Below are 20,598 nucleotides of genomic sequence, written 5' to 3'. Positions count from 1 at the left end.
GGGGACGGTTCAGGCTGCTGCGGCGGCGTCCGCGGCCGGGTCTCCCGGCCGCAGCCGGACGCAGAGCACCACGGCTCCGGCGAGCAGCGCGGCGGCGACGGCCAGGGCGGGGCGGGCGCCCCAGAAGGTCCAGGCGGCGCCGAAGCCGAGGGAGGCGGCGAACCGGGCGAGGGCCTGCCCGGTCTGGACGAGGGCGAGGCCTCCGCCGCGGTGCTGCTCGGGGACGGCTCCGGCGGCGGCTGCCATGAGCACCCCGTCGGTGGCGGCGTAGAAGCCGCCGTGCAGCAGGAGGACGGCGTACGGCAGGACCGGGTGGTGCCCTCCCGCGAGGAGGATCCCGTACGCGGTGAGCAGCGCGAGGTGGCCGCCGAGGAAGACGGGCCAGCGGCCGATCCGGTCGGCGAGCCGGCCGAGCGGCAGCGCGAGCAGGAAGAAGGCGGCGGCGGTGCCCAGCGGCAGCAGGGCGAACCAGCGGTCGGCGATGCCGGTGGCGTGCTGGAGCAGCAGGAAGACGAAGGCGTCACTGACCGTGCACAGGCCGAGCAGCAGCGCGCAGAGGCTGATCCGGCGCAGGTCACGGCGGCCCAGCAGGCCGAAGGAGCCGCGCAGGGAGACGGGTGCGCCGCCGGGGGCGGGCTCGGTGCGGCGGCCGGGTACGAAGAGCACCAGCACCAGGACACCGAGCGCGGCCACGCAGGCGCTGACGGTGAAGACGGCGTCGTAGCCCTCGGCGGCGCCGCGCAGGATCAGGAAGGCCAGGATCGGCCCGATCAGCGCGCCGGCGGTGTCCATGGCCCGGTGCACGCCGAAGGCGCGGCCGCGTTCCGCGGGGGCCGCGGAGAGGGAGATCAGCGCGTCGCGGGGGGCGGTGCGCAGACCCTTGCCGGTGCGGTCGAGGGCGAGGACGGCACCGATGGCCGGCAGGGTGTGGGCGAGCAGCAGCAGCGGTTTGCACAGGGCGGAGAGCCCGTAGCCGATGCCGGCGAGCGCCTTGTGGCGGCCGAAGCGGTCGCCGAGGTGGCCTCCGGTGAGCCGGACGAGGGCGCTGACGCCGTTGTAGAGGCCGTCGAGCAGCCCGAATCCGAGTGGGGTGAGTCCGAGTCCGGCGACGAGATAGAGGGGGAGCACGGCCGTGACCATCTCCGAGGAGATGTCGGTGATGAGGCTGACCGTGCCGAGGGCGAGCACCGTGGGGGCGAGCGCGGCGCGTCGCCCCGGGCGGATGCCCGGGGCGACGCGCCGCGGCGCGGGGGTCACGGTGGGCGCGGGGGTACCGCGGCTGTCCGCAACGTACATGGTCAGGAAGCCCAGATCCCCGTGATGTCGGTGGCGGTGGCCGCGTTCCCGGCGTGGGTGGTCAGACCGGACAGGCCTTCCAGGGTGCGCAGCATGTCGTAGTGGTTGTAGGTGGTGGAGGCGGTGGCTCCGGGGGTGACCGGCTGGCCGTAGAGGATGGTCGGGATCTTGTTGCCCGCGAGCCGGTTGTCCTCGTCGAAGGTGACGACGAGGAGGCTGTTGTGGGTCTTGGCCCAGTCCGCGTAGGCCTTGAGCTTGTTCTTCAGCCAGGTGTCACCGGTGCCCACCGAGCAGTCGTGCATGTCGTTGCACAGGTTCGGCACGACGAACGAGGTCTTGGGCAGGGTGGTGAAGTCCGTCGGGAACTGGGTCATCGTCTTCGCCGTGCTGGTGGGCACGTTGGAGAAGGCGAACCAGGGGTTGTGCTTGCGGGCGTAGTCGCCGCTGGAGCAGGTGGTGGAGCCCTGACTGGGCAGCGTCTCGTTGTAGCTGGCCCAGGTCTTTCCGGCGGCGATCAGCTCGGAGGCCAGGTTGGGCGCGGAGCTGAAGCCCGGCGTGTAGCAGCTGTCGCCGGTCACGCCCTGGTTGGAGCCCGAGAAGAGCTGCAGGTAGTTGGGCTGGCTTGGGTGCGTGATGCCGTACGAGTTGGTGAGGTTGGCGCCCCCGGCCTTGAGCGAGTTGATGTACGGGGCGCTGGAGCTGCCGATGACCTGGTTGTAGGCGTGGTTCTCGAAGACCACGACGACGATGTGGTCGGGTGCGGGCAGGCCGGCCGCGTGTGCGGGCTGGGCGGAGCCGATGCCCGCCCACAGCGCGGCGCCGACGGCGGTGACGCCGAAGGCGGTGGCGAGGGCGGTCTTGCGGCGGGACCGTGAAAGTGGCATGCCGAACACGGAAATTACCTCCGGGCAGGGGGGTCTGGGGGCGGCGCGGACGTACCGTACCGAGCGGCATGTGCATGGGCCAGAGATACTTGGCGAACAGAACGGGAACTCCACAGGCCGTTTTCGCGTCGGGCAACGTGCTTCCCAGCGGAACACCAAGAGACGTAAAAATCGGGAACCCGTGAGCACGTACGCTCATCTTTCGATCGAAAGCAGTCCCACCCCGCCCCAACGGGGCAGCACCAGCCGGAGAGCAACCCCACATGTCGCACTCACCCGACGGACAGCAGCAGCCGTACCGGTCGGAAGGGCCCTACCAGCAGCCTCCCTACGGCGATCCCTACGGGCAGCAGCACGGGCAGCAGGCTCCGCAGTACGGGCAGCCGCACGCGCAGCCCTACGCAGAGCAGTACGGGCGGTACGGACAGCAACACGGCCAGCAGCACCAGCAGTACGCGCAGCAGCAGTACGAGCAGGGGCACACGCAGCCGTACGAGCAGTCCTACGGGGAGCCGTATCCGCAGCCCGAAGCGGTGCGGCGGCCGTCCCGGTTCCGGCGGTGGGTGATCGCGGGCGCTTCGGTCCTGGCGCTCGCGGGTGTCGCCGCGCTCGTGATGAACCACTTCGAAATACCGCCCTTCACCGACAAGGGCGAGGCCGTTTCCTTCGGCCAGCCGTCCGCCGGCTCCGGCGGAGGCGGTGGCGGCGGTACGGCCGTCAAGCCGCCGGCGAACTCGAAGATGTCGATGCCGACCGGACCGCAGGCCGACTTCAAGAACTCGATGACCCTGTCCGACGGCACGCACGTCGCCGTCACCACGCTGGACGGCAAGAAGTCCGGCTTCAAGGGCAAGGTCTGGGTCTGGGCGCCCAAGGAGTACAACGACCCGAAGTTCGCCAAGAGCGGTTTCCCGGTCATGATCGCCCTGCCCGGCGGTGCCGGTTACCCGAACAACTACTGGATGGGCACCGACCTGGGGCTCCAGACCAGCATCAGCAAGTGGTACAGCGAGGGCAAGAGCAAGCCCTTCATCCTGGCCATGCCGGTGCTGAACCCGGCCCCGGACGACAAGGGCATCTATTGGGACGGATCAGACATTCCGGGCCAGCCCAGGATGGGCACCTGGCTGACCGACGACGTCCCGGACCTGATGCGGGCGAATTTCCGCACGGTCAAGTCCCGTGACGGCTGGGCCTACATGGGCTCCTCCACGGGCGGCTTCGCCAGCCTGAAGGCCGTGCTCAAGTACCCGGAGAAGTTCAAGGCCGCCATCTGCTCCGGTCCGGACATCCTCCCCGACTCCTCGCTGTGGAAGGGTCACGACAAGGAGAAGGCGGAGAACAACCCCGAGCTGCTGGCCAAGGAGCTGATCGACAAGAAGGGCCCGGACGTCTACCTGGCCTTCCAGGTCGGGACCAACGAGAGCAACAAGAACACCCTGCCGAACGTGCAGAAGTTCATCGCCACGTACGGCAAGGGGCCGGTCCACACCGAGCTGAGGGTCATCCAGGGCGGCCAGCACAACGCCAAGACCTACGTGCCCAACATGGGCGAGGGGCCGATCCAGTTCATCAGCAAGGTCATGGAAGGGCCCGTGGAGTAACCAGCCGCTGTTCCTCCAGCCCCGGCCCGCCGAACACCCTCGGCGGGCCGCTGCCGTTCCAGGGCGCCCAGCCGGGATCCCCCTCGACGGCGAAGCGCACCCAGGCCGCGTGCATCTCCCCGGCCAGTTCCCGCGGGGCGCCCGGCCCGGCCAGCCAGGACGCCTCGGGTACGTCCAGGGTGTCGAAGACGAAGCCCAGCTCCAGGGCGTGGCAGGACCCGAGGCCCGCCACCCCGGACGGCCAGGCGAACTCGTACACGAAGGCCGGCGCGGTGCGCCCGGCCGCTCCGGCCAGCGCGCGCAGCGGATCGCGCAGCAGCCGGTCGGTGATCAGGTGGCCGAGGAGGTCGGCCGGGCCCGCGCCGGGCCGCTCGGCGCGCAGCGCCCGTACGGCGGCCCGGTCCTTGCCGCCGCGGATCCGGCCCAGGGTCACGGACAGCGGGCCCAGCCGGTCCAGCAGCCGCATCGCCCCGGTCGGGGCCAGCCAGAGCCGGTACTCCTCGGCGGTCCAGCCCAGCAGCAGCGGTACGTCGGTGGCGGCCGCCGCCCCGGGCGGGTCGAGCGGCAGCGTGTCCGGATCGGTGACCAGGCCGAAGACCGGACCACCGACCAGCGGCGAGGAGCGGCGCAGTACGGCCTCCTGGGCGGCGAGCAGGTCGGGCAGCGCGATCCCGGTGAACGCCTCGGCGGTGGCCGGCACCTTCAGCAGCGAGGCCATCCGCCGGACCACGGCCCGCACCCGGTCCCGCGGCAGCGCCTCGGGGGCGCCGCTCTGCAGGACGGCCTGCTGGAAGAGGCCGGCGGCGCGGGGTGCGGCGAGCAGGGCGCCGATGCTGATGGCACCGGCGGACTCGCCGAAGACGGTGACCCGGCCTGGGTCGCCGCCGAAGGCCGCGATGTTCTCCCGTACCCAGGCCAGGGCGGCGATCTGGTCGAGCAGGCCGCGGTTGGCGGGGGCGTCGGGGAAGAGCCCGTAGCCGAGTACGCCCAGGCGGTAGTTGACGGAGACGAGTACGACGCCGTCGCGGGCGAAGGCGGAGCCGTCGTAGACGGGCACCGCCGAGGAGCCCCTGGTGAGGGCGCCGCCGTGGATCCATACCATGACCGGCAGCCGGGCCCCCGGCTCCGCCCGCGGGGTCCAGATGTTGAGGTTCAGGCAGTCGTCCCCGGGGATCTCCGGATCGGGCAGCAGCGCGGCGTAGGGCTCGGGGTAGGGGACCTTGGGCGCGGTGGGGCCGTACTCACCCGCGTCGCGCACCCCGTCCCACGCCCCGGGCGGCCCGGGCGCGGCGAACCGGCCGGCGCCGACGGGCGGGGCGGCGTAGGGGACGCCCCGGAAGACGGCGGTGCCGCCCGGCCCGTTCCTGCCCTCGACCACGCCGTACGCCGTAAGGGCCCGGGGGCGGGTCCCGTCCCGGTCCTCGCCGGCCGCTGCGGCCATCGTGTCTCCTCCTGGAGTTCCGGGGTCCCGGGGTTCCGCGCACCGTCGGTCGCACCGTCGCACAGGCGTCCCCCGGGTGACAAGGCGTGACCCCGGCCGGGGCGGGCCGGGTTGGGCGGGGCATGCGATTCCTCTCTCTGCACCCCGCCGTCCGCAGTCTCGTCCGGGCCGGATCGGTCCCCGTCCTGCTGCTCGCGGCGGCGGCCGGACCGCTGGCGGCCGCCTCCGCGCACGCGGCCGACGGCCCGACCGCCGCCCTCGGCACCCCGACGTCCGTCGGGCCCGCCTTCCAGTACCTGGGTACGGACGACCAGCCGCACGGCGTCGCCTCCCCCAAGGGCTGTGTGGACGCCCGGGGCGGCGGCGGCCGGGCCGTGACCAACAAGACCCGGGGACGGGTGTCGCTGTACCGGGAGCCGGGCTGCGCGGGCACTCCGGTGGAGGTGCTGCGGCCGGGCGCCGTCATGCCGGTGCGCCCGTACTTCGCCTCAGCCCGCTTCGAGGTCACCAGGTAGCCGGAATCACCGGCGCCGTTCGAGATCATCCGCGGCCTTCAGGATCACCGGCGGCCCAGCGGCCGTGACCCTTGGGCGCTCCCCGCGTTGTATGCCATGTCGAACACCGCGGGTTCTTTCCCCGCGGCTCCCCCATTTCTCTCGAGGAGATCTTGATGTCGCGTATCGCGAAGGCATTCGTCATCACCGCTGCCGCCGGTAGCGCCCTGGCCGCCGGTGCGGGTCTGGCTGCTGCCGATGCCGGAGCGCACGGTGCGGCGGTCGGCTCCCCCGGTGTCCTCTCGGGCAACCTGCTCCAGGTTCCGGTGCACGTCCCGGTCAACGTCTGCGGCAACACCGTCAACGTGATCGGTCTGCTGAACCCGGCGTTCGGCAACACCTGCGTCAACGCGTCGGGTGGCGGCGACCACCACACCGAGGGCAACTACGGCGGCTGATCGCCCGGTACCCCGAAGGGCCCCCGCCTCCCGGCGGGGGCCCTTCCCCGTGTCCGGCGCGGTGTCCACCGCGCCGGGCCGCTCACTCGTAGCGGTAGGTGCCCTGATGGCCGAGCATCTCGCGCGGGGTGACGTCCCACGGCGGCATCGGCTCGTCGAGGGCGATCACCCGGCCGCGCTGGAGGTCGCCGAGCGCGAGCGGGGCCGCGGGCAGGTAGCCGGACTTCGGGTGCTTCTGCTGCCAGCGGTCCCAGAGCAGGTCCACGAAGGCGTGGTGCAGCCAGAACGCGGGGTCGTTGGGCGCCGTGCCGCCCGTCATGTGACCGCCGATCCACTGGTGCACCTTGTTGTGGTTGCGCCACTTCTCGCTCTTGGGGGCGGCCCAGCCCTCCAGCTTGTTGCGGAAGCCACCGCCCGCGGCGGTCGAGTCCCAGGGCGAGCTGTCGTACACCGGGTCGTCGATCGCCGACTGGAGCTCGGCCGGGGTGGGCAAGCTGATCGGGTTCTGCGGCCGGCCCAGGTTCCGGGTGAGGAAGGCGGCCTCCGTGATGCCCACGGTGACCGTCCAGTTGCCCGTCCCGTAGGCGAACGGGCCGGTCATCACCTGGCGGTCGCTCTCGCGGCCGGTCCCGCCGAGGAAGTCCTCCGCCCACAGGGAGGAGACCGGGCTGTTGTCGGTGGTCCAGTCCCAGTACGGGATGGTCACGCCGGAGTCGACGTTCTGCAGCTGCCGCTCGAACTCCAGCAGGTAGCGCCGGTGCCAGGGGAAGAAGGACGGGGACATGTGCCCGACGCGCAGTTTGCGGTCGCGGTCGGGGACGAAGTACTTGTCGTGGGTGCGCACGAAGGCGTCGTAGGTGCCGTTGCGCTTGAGTTCGACGACGGCCGCCGTGAACCGCTTCTTCTGCGCGCTGGTGAGGTTCTTCTGGTTCTGCCGGATGTACAAAGCGTGTTACTCCTGTCCCCCGTGGTGCGCGGCCGCGAACGCCAGCTGGTTGGTGCCCAGCTCGTCCACCGCGGCGCGGGCCAGCTCCAGCGGGGTCTCGTAGGACTGGAAGTGGTTGATCCCGCTGAGGTAGCTGCCGTCGGCGCGGCGCATGACGTGCAGGGGACGGCCGTCGATGTGGACGGCCCCCGCCGGGCCGACGGCGATGTGCCGGCCGCGGTACGTCTCCTCGCCGCCCGGGGCGAGCGGGGCCGGCGTCAGGGTCTGCCGCGGACGGCGGGCGCGCAGTACGGGGGCCAGTGCCGCGGCCGTGCCGGCGAACACGGCCGCGGTGAAAGCCGTACGGAGGACCGCGCGGCGGGTGAGTGGTGCGGCGGCGGGTGCTGCGGACATACGGTCTCCCTCGCTCGGTGCCGGTGCCTACGGGTCTAACGCCGCACGGCGGGCGAGGTCACCGGGCGGAACCCGCGCGAACCGCCGCGCGGATCACACGGTGGGCGCAGCTGAACGCGCAGATCCGGCGGGGGCATGTGTCCCATGGGACGGAAGCGGGTTTCCCGTCCGACGTTCCCGGGAGTGCCATGAGTGTGCCGTCCGATCCCCTCGACGAGGTCCCCGCGCCGGGTCGGACGGGGGCGTCGCGCGCCGGGCGGATCGCGATGAGCTCGGTCTCGGCCGTGCTGATCACGCTCGTGTGCGTCCTCGTGCCGGTCTCCCTGCTCACGGTCTGGGTGCACGACATCGTGCTGGACACCGGCCGCTACGTGTCCACGGTCTCCCCGCTCGCCTCGGATCCGGCGATCGAGGCCGCGGCCGTGCACCGGATCACCGAGGCTGCGGACGTCCGGGTCGACGGCGCTCAGGTCACCTCGGACCTGGCGAAGTGGCTGGAGGCCCAGGGGTTGCCGCCCCGCGTCGGCACGGCGGTCAAGGCGCTGGGGCCGCAGCTGGACTCGGCCGCGGACGCGGCCGTCTCCAAGGTGGCGACCCGGTTCGTCGAGAGCGACCGCTTCGAGACGGTCTGGAACACCGCCAACCGCGCCGCCCACTCCGCGGTGGTGCACGCGCTCACCGGCGAGGGCCGCGGCGCGGTGGGGGTCGAGGGGGGCACCGTCACCCTGGATGTCGGCGCCGCCGTGGAGAAGGTCAAGGAGGAGCTCGTGAAGGCCGGCCTGTCCCCGGCCGAGAAGATCCCCGAGGTCGACAAGCGGATGATGCTCTTCCAGTCCGACAAGCTGGAGAAGATCAGAGGCGCGGTCCACCTGCTCGACGTGGCCGGCAACTGGCTGCCCGTGCTCACGGTGGTGCTGGGTGCCGTCGGGGTGCTGCTCGCCCGGCGCCGTCGCCGGGCCCTGGTGACCACGGCGCTCGGCGCCGCTTCCGCTTGTCTCGTGCTCGCCGTCGGGCTGGCCGTCGTTCGCCACTACTACCTCGACCACCTCCCGGCTCAGGTCCAGTCGCCGGCGGCGGCAGCGGCGGTCTTCGACACCCTGGTCCGGTTCCTGCGGGTCAGCGTCCGGACCGCGCTGGTCCTCGGGCTCGTCGTGGCGCTGGGCGCCTACCTGTCCGGCGCCGGCCGCCTGCCGCGCGGCGTGCGCGGCCGCGCCGAGCGCGCGGCCGACTCCGCCGCCGGGTGGGGCGCCGCGCACGGAGTGGGTACCGGGCGCGCCGGCACCTGGGTGCAGGCCCACCGCCGCCCGCTCACCGCCGGCGTACTGCTCGTGCTCGCGCTCGTGTTCGCGCTGTGGAACCACCCGACGGTCCTCACCGTCCTGCTGCTGGTCCTCGTCCTGCTCGCCGTGCTCGCCGTCCTCTCCCTGCTGGCGGCCTGTGGCCGCGGCTCCGCCCGGGCCGGGCAGGGGTAGCCGCCCGACGTCACGGCGCCGGAGGGTTCTCGGGCGTACGGAGCCAGCCCGCCGGGAGCGGTTCGTGGGCCACCACGTACCCGACGGCGATGGCGAGGGTGATGACGATGAAGAACCCGATGAGCCAGGACAGCAGGACGAAGACCGAGCCGAGGCTGCCGAACTGCTGCATGCTGCGCTCGACGGCAAGGGGCATGTACACCCGCGACCCCACGGTCAGGAGCTGCTCCCCGACCCCGGCCAGCACCGCACCGGGCAGCAGTGGCAGCCACGGGATCCGGGCGCCGAGCAGCAGGTGCTGCGTCCACCACCACAGCAGTGTTCCGCTGACCACGACGAGGGTGAAACCGGTGGCGCGGCCGGCGCCGAAGGCCGTCTGCACCAGCCCTTGGAACAGCAGGGCGACCAGCCAGACGAGGAGCCAGGCCAGCCACCGCCACGCGGCGACCCGGACCTTGGCCTTGGGCAGGTGCCAGGAGCGCTCGCACGTCCGCTGCAGGGCCCGGCTGCACGCGGTGGCCGACAGCAGCGTCACCACGACTCCCACCCAGCCCGTGCTCACGACAGCCGTGCTGTCGGGGGCGGAGTACACCGACCGGACCTGGTCCAACGCGGCGTCCTGGAGCCCCAGCGTCGTACGGATGGACGAAACCAGCTGGTCCTGGAGCCAGCTGGGTGCCAGGGCCGCGATGACGAAGACGGCGGGCACTGCGCCGAGAAAGGCCTGCGCGGCCAGCCTGGTCGCGCAGTCCAGGACCCTGACGGCCCCGAGCTGCTCCAGGAGCCGGCCCAGCAGCGGGGTGTGCTTGCGCATCCAGCGGGGGACGGCACGCAGGCGAGGTCCGGCCTCCGGTCCAGGCACGGTGAGACTCCTCGGGGCAAGGTTCCCGGCGGCTGCGGCCACCCTTCCCCGAGAACAATGACGGAATTGCCCGTATCCGGCATTTCGCCACTCGGTCCCGCTGCTCCCGTGGTTGCATCTTTAACCGGCGCCGCGACCGCGGGGGGACCGTTGAGGAGGCTGGATGTCCGGCTCGGCTGAGGGTCCCGCACGCCTCGCGTCCGCGGAACGACGTCAGCGGGGCGCGCCGTTCCACCGGCCCGCGCGCGCGGTGCGCCGGGACCTGTCCCAGCTGGTCTGCGCGGTCGCCGGGCTGGTGCTGGGACTGCTGGTCCCGCTCCTCTCGGTGGGGCCGCGGGTGGATTCCGGACGTGTGGCGACCCTGCTGTTCACCATCGGGTTCGGCGTCATCAGCCTGGTGAGCATCATCTACTCGATGCTGTTCCTGGTCGTGCAGTTCTCCGCCAGCACGTTCACGCCCCGCCTGGGGCTCTTCCGCGACGAGCCGATCGTCTGGCGTGCGTTCGCCTTCACCGTCGGGGTGTTCGTCTTCAGCATCACCGCGGGGCTGGCCATCGGCACGCGGCGCAACGTGTCGGTCGTCGTCCCCGTCATCGCCATGCTGCTGACGCTGGTCGCGCTCGCCCTCATGCGGACGCTCCAGATGAGGGCGTTCAGCTCGATCCAGCTCGCCCACTCGCTGACCGCGATCGCCACCCGCGCCCACCGGCTGTTCGATGCGCTGTACGTACGGCCGTACGATCCGGACAAGGTCACCGGGCCCCCTCCCGCGACGACCGGCGGCGCCGCTCTGCGCTGGTCGGGGCCGGCGGTCGTGCTCCAGCAGCTGGACGTACCCGCGCTCGTCGGCGCTGCGAGGGACGCACCGCTGTTCGATCGCCTTCCGCGTCGCCCCGGGCCATACCGTGTCGCGGGGCATGGTGCTCGCCGAGGTGACGGGCGGCCGGCTGTCCGAACGGGTGCTGCGCGACTCCATGGTGACCGGGGTGGAGCGCACCTTCGACCAGGATCCGCAACTGCCGTTCCGGCTGCTCGTCGACATGGCGCTACGGGCCCTCTCCTCGGCCGTCAACGATCCGGCGACGGCGGTGGACTGCCTGGACCGCCTGGAGGACCTCCTGCTCCGCCTCGCCGGCCGGGACCTGGACATCGGGCACTTCGCGGACGAGGAGGGCGAGTTGCGGGTGACGGTCCCGGTGCCTGACTGGGAGCAGTACGTTCGCACGGCCGTCGACGACCTCGTCTTCGCCGCCGCCGGCTCCCCGATGGCACTGCGCAGGATGCGCACCCTGCTGATCAGGCTGGTGGAGCAGGGGCCGGGCAGGCGTCCTGAAGTCCTGCGGGACCGGCTGCGGTGGGTCGAACGGACGGGGAGCGAGGCCTATCCGCTGATCTGGGCGGGCCCGGACGGTGCATCGGAGGCGTGTGGCCATGGTGTTTGACCTGCTGGTCATCGGCCTGGTCATCACGCTCTACCCGTTGCCGGTCATGGCCTTCGTCCTGGTGCTCTCGGCGCCCCGGGGCGTCCTGAAGGGGCTCGCCTTCATCGCCGCCTGGCTCGCCTGCCTCGTTGCCGTGGTCGCCATCGTGCTCCTCCTCACCGGCGGGGAGCCGCCCGCTCCCCGTTCGCCACCCACCACGGCCGCGCTGGCCGCCAAGCTGGCCATCGGCACGGGCCTGGTCCTGTACAGCGAGCACAGGCGCCGTCGGCGGCGTACCTCGGCCGGCGCCCCGCCGGCTGCCGGTTCCGGGACCTCGGGATCCTCCGGGAGCTCTCTGACTTCCCGTATGGACCAGGCCTCCGGGTGGTCGGCGGCCGCGCTCGCCGTGCTCCTCCAGCCCTGGGGAATGGTCGGTGCCGGAGCCGCCACCGTCATCGAGGCCGACCTCTCCCACCGCAGTTCGTACCTGGCCCTGCTGGCCTTCTGCGTCCTCGCCACGTCCAGCCTCCTGACCATGGAGCTGTACATGGTGTTCGCGCCCGGGAAGGCCGCGCTCGCGCTCACGAACCTCCGCGCGTAGCTGTCGGGCCACAAGGACCAGGCCATCGTCGTCACGTGCCTCGTCCTCGGACTGTGGCTCGTCAGCCGGAGCCTCTACGACCTCACGCGCTGAGCCCGGGGGCCCGGAGAGCGGGGGCGGAGAGCGGCCCGGGGTGCGAGTGGATCAGGCGGGTGCTGCAATGGGCGTACGGCTCTGCCCGCCGCTGGAGGCGGGAAATCGCCCGGTTCGTGTGCGAGGAGTGGTCATGGGCGGCGAGGTCGGGGACGCGGGACCGGTCGACCACCGCTCCAGGGGTCGGTGAAAGTGACGGGCCGCCCACGGCCACTGCCCGGGCCGGGCCGTCAGGGCAATCGCCTGCGCCTGCTGGCGGGACCACTGCTCCGCTCGGTGGCCCCGGTCGTCCTCCTCACCGGGCTGTACTACCTGGCTCCCCTGGACCGCGGGTTCGGCGTCGTGACCCTCGCACTGCTGGTCCTCGGACTGGTCCTCTTCGGTGGCCTGGTCGCCTGGCAGATCGCCGCCATCACCCATGCGGAGCATCCGAGGCTGCGCGCCGTCGAAGCGCTGGCCACCGGCGTGCCGCTGTTCCTGGTGCTGTTCTCGGCGACGTACTTCCTGCTCTCGAAGGAGCTGCCGGGTTCGTTCTCCGAGCCGCTGACCCGGACCGACGCGCTGTACTTCACCGTCACGGTCTTCGCCACCGTGGGATTCGGGGACGTCGCACCCACCACCCAGACCGCCCGTGCGCTGACGACGGCGCAGATGGTCGCCGATCTGATCGTGGTGGGAGTGATCGCCAAGGTCCTTTTCGGCGCGGTCAGGATCGGAATGCGCAGGCGCGGGGAGGGCTCGCGGTTCCCGGAGGACGAGTCGTGACCGGTCCCGCCCGGCGGACTGCCCAGGAAGGAGCACACCCATGACGCAGCCGCGCGATCGATCCGAGCCTCCGGCCGGCGGGACGCAGCCGCGGGAGGCGGAGCTGCTGCGGCACATGCTCCGCGGCCCCGGCTACCTCAAGGCGCTCGGCTTCTGTGCACTCATCGGCATCCCGGTGTCCCTCGCCGCCTTCTGGTTCCTCGTCCTGCTGCACGAACTGGAGCACGCGCTGTGGGCGGACCTCCCCCACGCCATGGGCATGGAGGTCCCGCTGTGGTGGTGGCCCTTCCCCCTGCTGCTCGTCGCCGGCACCGCGGTCGGCCTGGCCGCCGCCCGCCTGCCCGGTGCGGGCGGCCACGTACCAGCCTCCGGACTGCACACCGCGGGCCCTTCCACGTCCGCGCTGCCCGGTGTGCTCCTCGCGGCGGTGGCCTGCCTTCCGTTCGGCGCCGTGCTGGGACCGGAGGCCCCGCTGATCGCCCTCGGCGGTGGTCTGGCACTGGTGTTCCGGGACCTCGCGAGGGGGCCCGCGACCCAGCAGAGCGCGGCCCTCCTGGGCGCGGCCGGGGCGGCGGCGGCCGTCTCGGCGATCTTCGGCAACCCGCTGATCGCCGCGGTGCTCCTCATCGAGGTCGCGGGAGTGGGCGGGCCGCAGCTGTTCGCGGTCATGCTCCCCGCCCTGCTCTCCAGCGGGATCGGCGCCCTGGTGTTCACGGGACTCGGCCGCTGGACCGGGCTGTCGACGGGCGACCTCTCCCTGAAGCTGTCGGCTCCCTCGCCCCGCCTGGACGTGGCGGACGTGCTCTGGGCGCTGGCCATCGCCGTGGTCCTCGCCGCGGTCCTGCACCCGCTGCTGGCAGGGGCCCGGCTGATCGCCGCGTACGTCACGGCGCGGCCGCTCGGACGGACCGTCCTGTGCGCCCTCGGCGCCGCGGCCTGCGCCGCCGTCTACTCGCTGATCACCGATCGCTCCCCCGTGCACGTGGCCTCGTCCGGTCAGTCGACCCTCGCCGCGCTGGCCGCCGACCCGCACGCGTGGGGCGTCGGCGCACTGCTCGCCGTGCTCCTGTTCAAGGGCGCCGCCTACACGCTCTGCCTCGGCAGTCTGCGCGGCGGCCCCGTGTTCCCGGGGCTCTTTCTGGGCGCCGCGGCGGGCGTACTGCTCTCGCCCCTGCCGGGTCTGGGCGTCGTGCCGGCGATGGCGGCCGGGATGGCGGCGGCCTCGGCCATCACCCTGCGGCTGCCGGTGAGCAGCGTGGTGCTCGTGGTCCTGCTCCTGGGCAGCTCCGCCATGATGCCGGTGGTGATCCTGGCGGCCGTGGTCGCCTTCGTGATCACCGAGCTGCTGCCGCCCGGACCCGCGGCGGCCTAGGTGTGCGTCTGCCGTCCCGGGACACTGGTGACGCGCTGGAGGCGGGGCAGGTGCAGGTCACGGAAGACCGCGGTCATGCGCAGGCCGAAGACCAGGGCCGCGGACACGGCGGTGTTGGCGGTGTCCGGGGCGCCGGCCCAGTGCAGGGCAAGGTAGCAGAGCGCCCCGGCGAGCGCGGCCGTCGCGTACACCTCTTCGCGCAGCAGCAGCGGCGGGAACTCCCCGCAGAGCACGTCACGGACCACCTCGCCCGTGACGCCCGTCAGGACGGCGAGGATCAGCACGGCGACGGGTGTGACGTGCGCGTCGATCGCGGCGCGGGCGCCGATCACGGTGACCACGGAGAGGCCGACGGCGTCGACGACCATGAGGGTGCGGTGCGGGAGCTCCCAGCGGCGCAGGTAGAGCATGGTGGCGACGGCGACGGTTCCGATGAGGACGAGCAGCAGCCAGTCGTGCGTCCAGTAGAGAGGGTGCCTGCCGAGGATGAGGTCGCGCAGGGTCCCGCCGGAGATGCTGGCCGCGAAGGCGAGGACCAGCCCGCCGAAGGGGTCCATGTTGGCGCGGTGCGCGGCGAGGACGCCGGAGGCGGCGAAGGCGGCTATGCCGAGGAGGTAGAGGGCGTGCAGCATTGCGCGGCTCCCTTCGCGGGGCGGGGTCGGGGCAGGCGGGACGGGCAACCTGTAGAGGTTGCCCGTCCCTGGCCGCACCCCGCATCGGCCGTTCGGCCGGTCCTTGCGCGGGCCGTCCTTGCGCGGGCCGGGCGGGGGACCCTGCGGAGGCATTCCCCCCGCCCCGCGCAGCGGCACGGTCCTACGGCGCCGGGAGTTCCGCGAAGTCCGCCACCAGGCCGCGGTGGTGACCGGCCGTGCCGAGGGCCAGGGAATCGGCCTTGGCCCGCTTGAGGTAGAGGTGGGCCGGGTGTTCCCAGGTCATGCCGATGCCTCCGTGGAGCTGGACGCACTCCTCGGCCGCCCGGACCGCCACGCCCGAGCAGTAGGCCTGGGCCACGGCCACCGTGAGCGGCGCGTCGGCGGCGCCGGTCGCCAGCGCGTCGGCGGCGGCGCGGGCCGCCGCGCGGGCGGAGGCCACGTCGAGCCACAGCCGTGCGAGGCGGTGCTTGAGTGCCTGGAAGGAGCCCAGCGGACGGTTGAACTGGTGGCGGGTGCGCAGGTGGGCCACCGTCTCCGTCAGGCACCACTCGGCGATCCCGAGCTGTTCCGAGGCGAGCAGCCCGGCCCCCGAGAGCAGTGCTCCGGCGATGGCCGCGCGGGCGGTGGCCGGGTCGGCGAGCCGGGTCGCGGCGGCCCCGTCGAGGATGACGGTGGCCAGCGGCCGGGTCAGGTCCAGGGCGACGAGCGGGGTGATCCGGGCGTTCGCCGCCGGGACGGCGTGGAGCCCGGTGTCGGCGAGGACGAGCAGCACGTCGGCGGCCACCGCGTCGGCTACGGAGGTGACGGTGCCGCTCAGCCTGCCGTCACCGGAGTCGTGGACCGGCGCCGGCAGCGGAGCTCCGGGTGCCAGGGTCAGCGGCAGCGCGGGCACGCAGATCTGCCGGCCCGCCGCCGGTTCCCGCAGGAGATCGGCGGCCCGGGTGCTGTCGCAGCCGAGCAGGATCTCCGTCGCGAGGACCGCGCTCGTGAGGTACGGGACGGGCGCGGCGGCCCGGCCGAGCTCCTCGAGGACCACGGCCGCCTCCCGGTGGCTCGCCCCCTGTCCGCCCAGTTTCTCCGGTACGAGGAGTCCCGCCGCGCCGATGTCGGCGGCGAGGATCCGCCACAGTTCGGGGTCGTGCGGCCGGCCGCCCTCGATCCGGGCGAGGATGCCCGCGGCGTCGCAGCGGACGGCGAGCAGGGACCGTACGGCCGTGCGGAGTTCCTCCTCCGCCTCGGAGTACAGCAGGTCCAGGGGGGCGGCGCTCGGAGAGCTCATCGAGCCAGGTCCTTCCACGCGAGGTCCTTGTCGTCGCGCGGTTCGGCGGGCAGGCCGAGGACGCGTTCGGCGACGATGTTGAGGAGGATTTCGCTGGTGCCGCCCTCGATGCTGTTGCCCTTGGCGCGCAGGTAGCGGTAGCCGGCGTCGCGGCCGGTGAAGTCGACGATCTCGGGGCGGCGCAGGGTCCAGTCCTCGTACAGCAGGCCTTCCTCGCCGAGGAGTTCCACCTCGAGCCCGCTGATCTCCTGGTTGAGCCGGGCGAAGGAGAGCTTCATCCCGGAGCCCTCGGGGCCGGGCTGGCCGGCGACGAGCTGCTGGCGCAGCCGCTCCCCGGTGAGCCGGGCGACCTCCGCCTCCACCCACAGTTCCAGCATCCTCTGGTGCAGGGCGTGCGTGCGCAGCTCCGGCCGCTCGCGCCAGGCGGCGGCGACCGGGGCGATCATGCCGCCCTCGCGCGGGATCCGCATGCCGCCGATGGAGACGCGCTCGTTCATCAGGGTGGTGCGGGCCACGGCCCAGCCCTGGCCGACCGCGCCGAGGCGGTGGGCGTCGGGGATCCGGACGCCGGTGAGGAACACCTCGTTGAACTCGGCCTCGCCGGTGATCTGGCGCAGCGGGCGCACCTCCACCCCCGGGGCGCGCATGTCGCACAGGAAGTAGGTGATGCCCTGGTGCTTGGGCAGTGCGGGGTCGGTGCGGGCGATGAGGATGGCCCAGCGGGCGGTGTGGGCGCTGGAGGTCCACACCTTCTGGCCGTCCACCACCCAGTCGTCGCCGTCGCGGACCGCGCGGGTGCCGAGCGCGGCCAGGTCGGAGCCGGCGCCTGGCTCACTGAAGAGCTGGCACCAGACCTCCTCGCCGATCCACAGCGGGCGCAGGAAGCGCCGCTTCTGCTCCTCGGTGCCGTACGCGAGGATCGTCGGCGCGGCCATGCCGAGGCCGATGCCGATCCGGCGTGGGTCGTTGTCGGGGGCTCCGGCCGCCTCCAGCTCGGTGTCCACGACGGCCTGGAGGGAGCGGGGGGCGCCGAGTCCGCCGAGGCCCCCGGGGTAGTGCACCCAGGCGAGTCCGGCGTCGAAGCGGGCCCGCAGGAACTCTTCGCGTCCTGTGGTGGCGGGCGGGTGCGCCGCGAGCAGTTCCCGTACGCGTACCAGTAGTTGGGCGGCGGTGACCGGGGCGGCCGTCATCGGGGGCCGCCGTCCGCGGTGGTGGGGCCGGACGGCGCGGCGGCGTCCAGGCCCGGTACGACGACGACCCGGCCGGTGGTGGTCCCGTCGGCGAGGCGCTGCACGGCGTCCGCGGCTCCGGCGAGCGGGACCCGCTCGCTGACCAGCGGCTTGATGGCGCCGTCGACCGCGAGCCGGGTGAGCTCGGCGTGACAGGCGGCGATCGACGCCGGGTCCTTGGCGGCGTAGAGGCCCCAGTGGAGGCCCAGGATCGCGTAGTTCTTGACGAGGGCGTGATTGAGCGCGGGAGCGGGGATGGTTCCGCTCGCGAAGCCGACGACGACGATGCGGCCCTCGAAGGCCACGCATTTGGCGGAGGCCGTGTAGGCCTCGCCGCCGACCGGGTCGTAGACGACGTCGGCGCCGCGACCCGTGGTGAACTCCTTGACCCGGGCGACCACGTCCTCGCCGGTGCGGTCGATGACGAGGTCGCAGCCGAGCTCCTCGGCGGTGCGCACCTTGGCCTTGCCGCCGACGACCCCGATCACGGTGGCCCCGGCGGCCTTGCCGAGCTGGACGGCGGCGCTGCCGACCCCGCCGGCGGCGGCGTGCACGAGGAGGGTTTCGCCGGCCTGGAGCCGGGCCCGGCGGTGCAGGCCGAACCAGCCCGTCTGGTAGCCGATGTGCAGGGCCGCCGCTTCGGCGTCGTCGAGCGTGTCCGGGGCGGGGAGCAGGGCGCGCGCGGGGGCGGTGACGTACTCGGCGAAACCGCCGTGCGGCAGGCTCGGGTTGGCGATGACGCGGCGGCCGTCGTCGGTCAGGCCGCAGATCTCCACGCCGGGGGTGAAGGGCAGCGGCGGGCGGATCTGGTACTGGCCGCGCACGAGCAGCGCGTCGGGGAAGTTGACGTTGGCGGCGAGCACCCTGAGCCTCACCTCGCCCTCGCCGGGAACCGGTTCGGGAACCTCTTCGAGGCTCATGGCCTCGCGGGGCTCGCCGGGGGTGTGTACTCGCCATGCCTGCATCCGGGGCCTCCAGCCGCCGACGGGGAACCACGCCTCGCGGGCATACTAAGCGGTCGCTTGCACGGCTGGGAACCGGTAGGCCCTGACGGAAACTCCGCCGAGGGGACCGGATCGTCGCCGTCCGCAACCACCTGTCGCAAAATTCGGCCACTTCCGTCACTCTTTCGGGCAGCATGTGGCGTGCACGTGTCATGACTCGAGTGTCATGGCTCAACGGGGAACAGCACATGTCCATGGGGGACGAGCACATGAGAAGAAGCATGCCCGCGGCCGGAGCCGTCGTCGTCCTTGCGGGTCTGGTCACCGCGGCCGGCCCGGCCGTGGCCGCCGAGGCGAAGTGCACGCCGAAGATACAGGTGCTGGGGCACCTGGCGCCCGACACCTACGTCCCGGACACCACACCCACCCAGGGCGTCCTGGACCTCGGCACGGGCAACCTCGCCGTCGGCGTCTCCGGTGGCAAGCCGGTGTACTGGACCGGCACCACGCTGCACCGGATCCCGCTGCACGACGCGACCCTGACCGGCGAGGTGATCGCCGTCAACAGCAGTGGGCTGATGGTGGGCCGGGTGAACGGCGAGAACGGCTACCTGTTCACCTACCGGGCCGGGAACGCGGCGCCCACCCCGCTGCCGGGGACCGGCTGGCCGGACATCGAGGCCGACGTCAACGACGCCGGATACGTCACCTCCCTCACCGCGCAGGGGGTCGCCACCGTCTGGAAGGACGGCCAGAAGGTACGGGAGCTCCCCCTGCCCGCGGACAGCGGTCCCGGGACCCGGGTCAAGATGATCACGGCCGTCAACACCAGGGGGGACGTCCTGGGGCTGGCGGAGCAGGACTACGAGGTGCCCGAGACGGGCGAGCACAAGTGGTGGAACTACCCGCTGGTGTGGCCCGCGGACGGTTCGCCCGCCCGGTCCCTGGCGCCCAGCGGCGGCGGCGGGTTCGAGGACAGCTACGTGCAGGACATGGACGACAGCGGCCGGGTCGTCGGCTACGACTGGCTCGGCCCGTGGCACGAGTACAAGCCGTTCGTGTGGAGCCCGCCGCACACCGGCCCCGCCTCCTCCCCCGGAGTGCTGAACACGCACCCGTACGGCACCTTCGAGGCGATCAGCCGGACGACCAACGTGAGCGTCGGCACCGCCAAGTTCCACCCGGAGTCGCAGACCCTGCCCGACCAGGCCCAGCTGTGGCCCGGCTCCGGTCCGGTCCTCGCCCTGCCCCGGCTCTCGCCGAACGGCGCGAGTACGGCGGAGGCGGTCTCCGACCGCGACCGCGTCGGCGGCTCGGCCGTGAACGCGAAGGGCAAGCTCCGGCCGGTGATCTGGACCTGTGCGAGCAAGCAGGCGTACCTGCCGCAGAAGTAGCCGGCAGCGGGTGGTGTCCCGGCCATGGTGATCTGAGCGTCCGCACGCTATCGATGGCCGCATGGAGAACCCCTTGCGCGGGCTGCCCGCGCCGCCGCCGTTCGGCTCCGCCGCCCTGCCGCCCGGCACGTTCACCGCGCAGGTGGTGCTCGTGACGGGCGGCGGGACCGGGCTGGGCAAAGCCATCGCCACCGAGTTCGCGCGGCTCGGCGCGGACCTGGTGATCGCCGGGCGCCGGATCGAGCAGCTCGAAGCGGCTCAGGAGGAGCTGGCGGGCGTACCCGGCGCGGGCCGGGTGACGGCCGCCGTCTGCGACATCCGGGACCCCGAGCGGGTCGCCGAGGTCTTCGACGCGGCCGGGGCGGCCTTCGACCGGATACCGGACGTACTCGTCAACAACGCGGCCGCCAACTTCCCCTGTCCGGCGGAGGACCTGTCCCCCAACGCCTGGCGGGCGGTGGTCGACATCACCCTGACCGGCACCTGGTTCGTGACCCGCGAGTTCGGCCGCCGCCACCTCGCCGCGGGCAGCGCCGGGTCCATCGTGAACATCGGCGCCTCGTACGCCTGGACGGGCGGGCCCGGCTACGCGCACAGCGCCGCCGCCAAGGCCGGGGTGAAGAACCTCGTGGAGACGCTCGCCGTCGAGTGGGGCCCGTACGGCATCCAGATCAACGGGCTGGTCCCGGGGTTGTTCCCGCACGCGGACATGACCGAGGACATCCGGGGCGGCCTGGACCGGGCCGCCCAGGACGGCAAGGACGCCAGACAGCCCGCCCTGCGGGTCGGCGCCCCGCGCGAACTGGGCTGGGCCGCCACCTTCCTGGCCTCGCCCTACGCCCGGTTCATCACCGGTCACACCCTGGTGGTGGACGGCGCGAACTGGCAGCGTCGCTCCCTCGTCAATCCCGAAGTGGTGCCGGTGCGCGACCAGTTGGGCCGGGGTCCGTTCCTCCCGTGACGGGTGTGGCACATTGGCCCCACCATCCCAGGAGGT

21 protein-coding genes and 1 pseudogene are annotated in these 20,598 nt (G+C 72.8%); 11 read left to right on the top strand and 11 right to left on the bottom strand.

Annotated elements, in window-relative coordinates; genetic code table 11:
* Window positions 1-9: 9 nt before the first annotated feature.
* Together OG389_RS33490 and OG389_RS33485 are read right to left on the bottom strand one after the other, a co-directional pair.
* The gene (locus OG389_RS33490; RefSeq protein ID WP_328302633.1) at window positions 10-1,296 is read right to left on the bottom strand and encodes an MFS transporter; all 1,287 of its coding nucleotides are present in this window, start codon (window positions 1,294-1,296) and stop codon (window positions 10-12) included.
* Between the two features lie 2 nt (window positions 1,297-1,298).
* Window positions 1,299-2,180, bottom strand: coding sequence for an alkaline phosphatase family protein (locus OG389_RS33485; protein WP_328302632.1), 882 nt, complete (start codon window positions 2,178-2,180; stop codon window positions 1,299-1,301).
* Between the two features lie 263 nt (window positions 2,181-2,443).
* Between OG389_RS33485 and OG389_RS33480 the strand changes: the two genes are divergently transcribed.
* Window positions 2,444-3,784 carry an alpha/beta hydrolase gene (locus OG389_RS33480; RefSeq protein ID WP_328302630.1) on the top strand — a complete coding sequence of 447 codons (1,341 nt, stop codon included), beginning with the start codon at window positions 2,444-2,446 and terminating at the stop codon, window positions 3,782-3,784.
* On the opposite strand, the gene OG389_RS33475 is transcribed toward OG389_RS33480, so the two are convergent.
* The gene (locus OG389_RS33475) at window positions 3,762-5,225 is read right to left on the bottom strand and encodes a carboxylesterase/lipase family protein (RefSeq protein WP_328302628.1); all 1,464 of its coding nucleotides are present in this window, start codon (window positions 5,223-5,225) and stop codon (window positions 3,762-3,764) included. The genes OG389_RS33480 and OG389_RS33475 overlap by 23 nt on opposite strands.
* A gap of 122 nt (window positions 5,226-5,347) precedes the next feature.
* On the opposite strand from OG389_RS33475, the gene OG389_RS33470 reads away from it, so the two are divergent.
* Both OG389_RS33470 and OG389_RS33465 read left to right on the top strand, forming a co-directional pair.
* On the top strand, window positions 5,348-5,740 hold the full coding sequence (locus OG389_RS33470) for a hypothetical protein (RefSeq protein WP_328302626.1): 393 nt from the start codon (window positions 5,348-5,350) through the stop codon (window positions 5,738-5,740).
* 155 nt (window positions 5,741-5,895) lie between these two features.
* Window positions 5,896-6,177: a chaplin gene (locus OG389_RS33465; RefSeq protein ID WP_254380539.1), complete on the top strand. Its 282-nt coding sequence runs from the start codon at window positions 5,896-5,898 to the stop codon at window positions 6,175-6,177.
* A gap of 82 nt (window positions 6,178-6,259) precedes the next feature.
* On the opposite strand, the gene OG389_RS33460 is transcribed toward OG389_RS33465, so the two are convergent.
* Both OG389_RS33460 and OG389_RS33455 read right to left on the bottom strand, forming a co-directional pair.
* Window positions 6,260-7,123 (bottom strand): tyrosinase family protein, encoded by an 864-nt coding sequence (locus OG389_RS33460; protein ID WP_328302621.1) that lies wholly within the window; start codon window positions 7,121-7,123, stop codon window positions 6,260-6,262.
* A 6-nt stretch (window positions 7,124-7,129) separates the two neighbouring features.
* The gene (locus OG389_RS33455) at window positions 7,130-7,516 is read right to left on the bottom strand and encodes a tyrosinase family oxidase copper chaperone (RefSeq protein WP_328302619.1); all 387 of its coding nucleotides are present in this window, start codon (window positions 7,514-7,516) and stop codon (window positions 7,130-7,132) included.
* 188 nt (window positions 7,517-7,704) lie between these two features.
* Between OG389_RS33455 and OG389_RS33450 the strand changes: the two genes are divergently transcribed.
* Window positions 7,705-8,988: a hypothetical protein gene (locus OG389_RS33450; RefSeq protein WP_328302617.1), complete on the top strand. Its 1,284-nt coding sequence runs from the start codon at window positions 7,705-7,707 to the stop codon at window positions 8,986-8,988.
* 10 nt (window positions 8,989-8,998) lie between these two features.
* Here OG389_RS33450 and OG389_RS33445 read toward each other — a convergent pair whose 3' ends face one another.
* Both OG389_RS33445 and OG389_RS33440 read right to left on the bottom strand, forming a co-directional pair.
* Window positions 8,999-9,850 carry a YhjD/YihY/BrkB family envelope integrity protein gene (locus OG389_RS33445; RefSeq protein ID WP_328302615.1) on the bottom strand — a complete coding sequence of 284 codons (852 nt, stop codon included), beginning with the start codon at window positions 9,848-9,850 and terminating at the stop codon, window positions 8,999-9,001.
* Window positions 9,851-10,063: 213 nt separating this feature from the next.
* Complete coding sequence (locus tag OG389_RS33440; protein ID WP_328302613.1) at window positions 10,064-10,258, bottom strand: hypothetical protein; 195 nt, start codon at window positions 10,256-10,258, stop codon at window positions 10,064-10,066.
* On the opposite strand from OG389_RS33440, the pseudogene OG389_RS36915 reads away from it, so the two are divergent.
* The 5 genes and pseudogenes from OG389_RS36915 to OG389_RS33415 form a co-directional block, all read left to right on the top strand.
* A pseudogene (locus OG389_RS36915) lies at window positions 10,176-10,709 on the top strand (DUF2254 family protein); the annotation flags it as partial. The gene OG389_RS33440 and the pseudogene OG389_RS36915 sit on opposite strands and share 83 nt — an antisense overlap.
* 58 nt (window positions 10,710-10,767) lie before the next feature.
* Window positions 10,768-11,292, top strand: a complete 525-nt coding sequence (locus OG389_RS33430; RefSeq protein ID WP_443059381.1) for a DUF2254 family protein — start codon at window positions 10,768-10,770, stop codon at window positions 11,290-11,292.
* Window positions 11,282-11,872: a GAP family protein gene (locus OG389_RS33425; RefSeq protein WP_328302609.1), complete on the top strand. Its 591-nt coding sequence runs from the start codon at window positions 11,282-11,284 to the stop codon at window positions 11,870-11,872. The genes OG389_RS33430 and OG389_RS33425 overlap by 11 nt, the downstream gene beginning before the upstream one ends.
* 285 nt (window positions 11,873-12,157) lie before the next feature.
* Window positions 12,158-12,730, top strand: a complete 573-nt coding sequence (locus OG389_RS33420; protein ID WP_328302607.1) for a potassium channel family protein — start codon at window positions 12,158-12,160, stop codon at window positions 12,728-12,730.
* A gap of 40 nt (window positions 12,731-12,770) precedes the next feature.
* Window positions 12,771-14,102 (top strand): chloride channel protein, encoded by a 1,332-nt coding sequence (locus OG389_RS33415; RefSeq protein ID WP_328302605.1) that lies wholly within the window; start codon window positions 12,771-12,773, stop codon window positions 14,100-14,102.
* Here the strand turns inward: OG389_RS33415 and OG389_RS33410 are convergent.
* From OG389_RS33410 to OG389_RS33395, 4 genes are all read right to left on the bottom strand, one after another.
* Complete coding sequence (locus tag OG389_RS33410) at window positions 14,099-14,734, bottom strand: trimeric intracellular cation channel family protein (RefSeq protein WP_328302603.1); 636 nt, start codon at window positions 14,732-14,734, stop codon at window positions 14,099-14,101. The genes OG389_RS33415 and OG389_RS33410 overlap by 4 nt on opposite strands.
* A 181-nt stretch (window positions 14,735-14,915) precedes the next feature.
* Window positions 14,916-16,034, bottom strand: a complete 1,119-nt coding sequence (locus tag OG389_RS33405) for an acyl-CoA dehydrogenase family protein (protein ID WP_328302601.1) — start codon at window positions 16,032-16,034, stop codon at window positions 14,916-14,918.
* Window positions 16,031-17,224, bottom strand: a complete 1,194-nt coding sequence (locus OG389_RS33400) for an acyl-CoA dehydrogenase family protein (protein ID WP_328302599.1) — start codon at window positions 17,222-17,224, stop codon at window positions 16,031-16,033. The genes OG389_RS33405 and OG389_RS33400 overlap by 4 nt, the downstream gene beginning before the upstream one ends.
* Entirely contained in the window at window positions 17,221-18,228 is a 1,008-nt protein-coding gene (locus OG389_RS33395; RefSeq protein WP_328302597.1) for an NADPH:quinone oxidoreductase family protein, read from the bottom strand. Before OG389_RS33395 ends, OG389_RS33400 begins: the two co-directional genes overlap by 4 nt.
* Before the next feature lie 248 nt (window positions 18,229-18,476).
* Between OG389_RS33395 and OG389_RS33390 the strand changes: the two genes are divergently transcribed.
* A complete protein-coding gene (locus OG389_RS33390; RefSeq protein WP_328302595.1) occupies window positions 18,477-19,601 on the top strand; it encodes a hypothetical protein in 1,125 nt (374 codons plus the stop codon).
* A gap of 61 nt (window positions 19,602-19,662) precedes the next feature.
* Complete coding sequence (locus tag OG389_RS33385; protein WP_328302593.1) at window positions 19,663-20,562, top strand: SDR family oxidoreductase; 900 nt, start codon at window positions 19,663-19,665, stop codon at window positions 20,560-20,562.
* Window positions 20,563-20,598: the final 36 nt, after the last annotated feature.

The sequence above is a fragment of the Streptomyces sp. NBC_00435 genome (assembly GCF_036014235.1).
Classification (GTDB): domain Bacteria; phylum Actinomycetota; class Actinomycetes; order Streptomycetales; family Streptomycetaceae; genus Streptomyces.
This window is presented reverse-complemented; position numbering and strand designations above follow the sequence as displayed.

Coding starts and splice junctions, on each gene's coding strand:
- OG389_RS33490 (WP_328302633.1), bottom strand. CDS start 1,296: ATGTACGTTGCGGACAGCCGCGGTACCCCCGCGCCCACCGTGACCCCC.
- OG389_RS33485 (WP_328302632.1), bottom strand. CDS start 2,180: ATGCCACTTTCACGGTCCCGCCGCAAGACCGCCCTCGCCACCGCCTTC.
- OG389_RS33480 (WP_328302630.1), top strand. CDS start 2,444: ATGTCGCACTCACCCGACGGACAGCAGCAGCCGTACCGGTCGGAAGGG.
- OG389_RS33475 (WP_328302628.1), bottom strand. CDS start 5,225: ATGGCCGCAGCGGCCGGCGAGGACCGGGACGGGACCCGCCCCCGGGCC.
- OG389_RS33470 (WP_328302626.1), top strand. CDS start 5,348: ATGCGATTCCTCTCTCTGCACCCCGCCGTCCGCAGTCTCGTCCGGGCC.
- OG389_RS33465 (WP_254380539.1), top strand. CDS start 5,896: ATGTCGCGTATCGCGAAGGCATTCGTCATCACCGCTGCCGCCGGTAGC.
- OG389_RS33455 (WP_328302619.1), bottom strand. CDS start 7,516: ATGTCCGCAGCACCCGCCGCCGCACCACTCACCCGCCGCGCGGTCCTC.
- OG389_RS33450 (WP_328302617.1), top strand. CDS start 7,705: ATGAGTGTGCCGTCCGATCCCCTCGACGAGGTCCCCGCGCCGGGTCGG.
- OG389_RS33440 (WP_328302613.1), bottom strand. CDS start 10,258: ATGATGCTCACCAGGCTGATGACGCCGAACCCGATGGTGAACAGCAGG.
- OG389_RS33430 (WP_443059381.1), top strand. CDS start 10,768: ATGGTGCTCGCCGAGGTGACGGGCGGCCGGCTGTCCGAACGGGTGCTG.
- OG389_RS33425 (WP_328302609.1), top strand. CDS start 11,282: ATGGTGTTTGACCTGCTGGTCATCGGCCTGGTCATCACGCTCTACCCG.
- OG389_RS33415 (WP_328302605.1), top strand. CDS start 12,771: ATGACGCAGCCGCGCGATCGATCCGAGCCTCCGGCCGGCGGGACGCAG.
- OG389_RS33410 (WP_328302603.1), bottom strand. CDS start 14,734: ATGCTGCACGCCCTCTACCTCCTCGGCATAGCCGCCTTCGCCGCCTCC.
- OG389_RS33405 (WP_328302601.1), bottom strand. CDS start 16,034: ATGAGCTCTCCGAGCGCCGCCCCCCTGGACCTGCTGTACTCCGAGGCG.
- OG389_RS33400 (WP_328302599.1), bottom strand. CDS start 17,224: ATGACGGCCGCCCCGGTCACCGCCGCCCAACTACTGGTACGCGTACGG.
- OG389_RS33395 (WP_328302597.1), bottom strand. CDS start 18,228: ATGCAGGCATGGCGAGTACACACCCCCGGCGAGCCCCGCGAGGCCATG.
- OG389_RS33390 (WP_328302595.1), top strand. CDS start 18,477: ATGAGAAGAAGCATGCCCGCGGCCGGAGCCGTCGTCGTCCTTGCGGGT.
- OG389_RS33385 (WP_328302593.1), top strand. CDS start 19,663: ATGGAGAACCCCTTGCGCGGGCTGCCCGCGCCGCCGCCGTTCGGCTCC.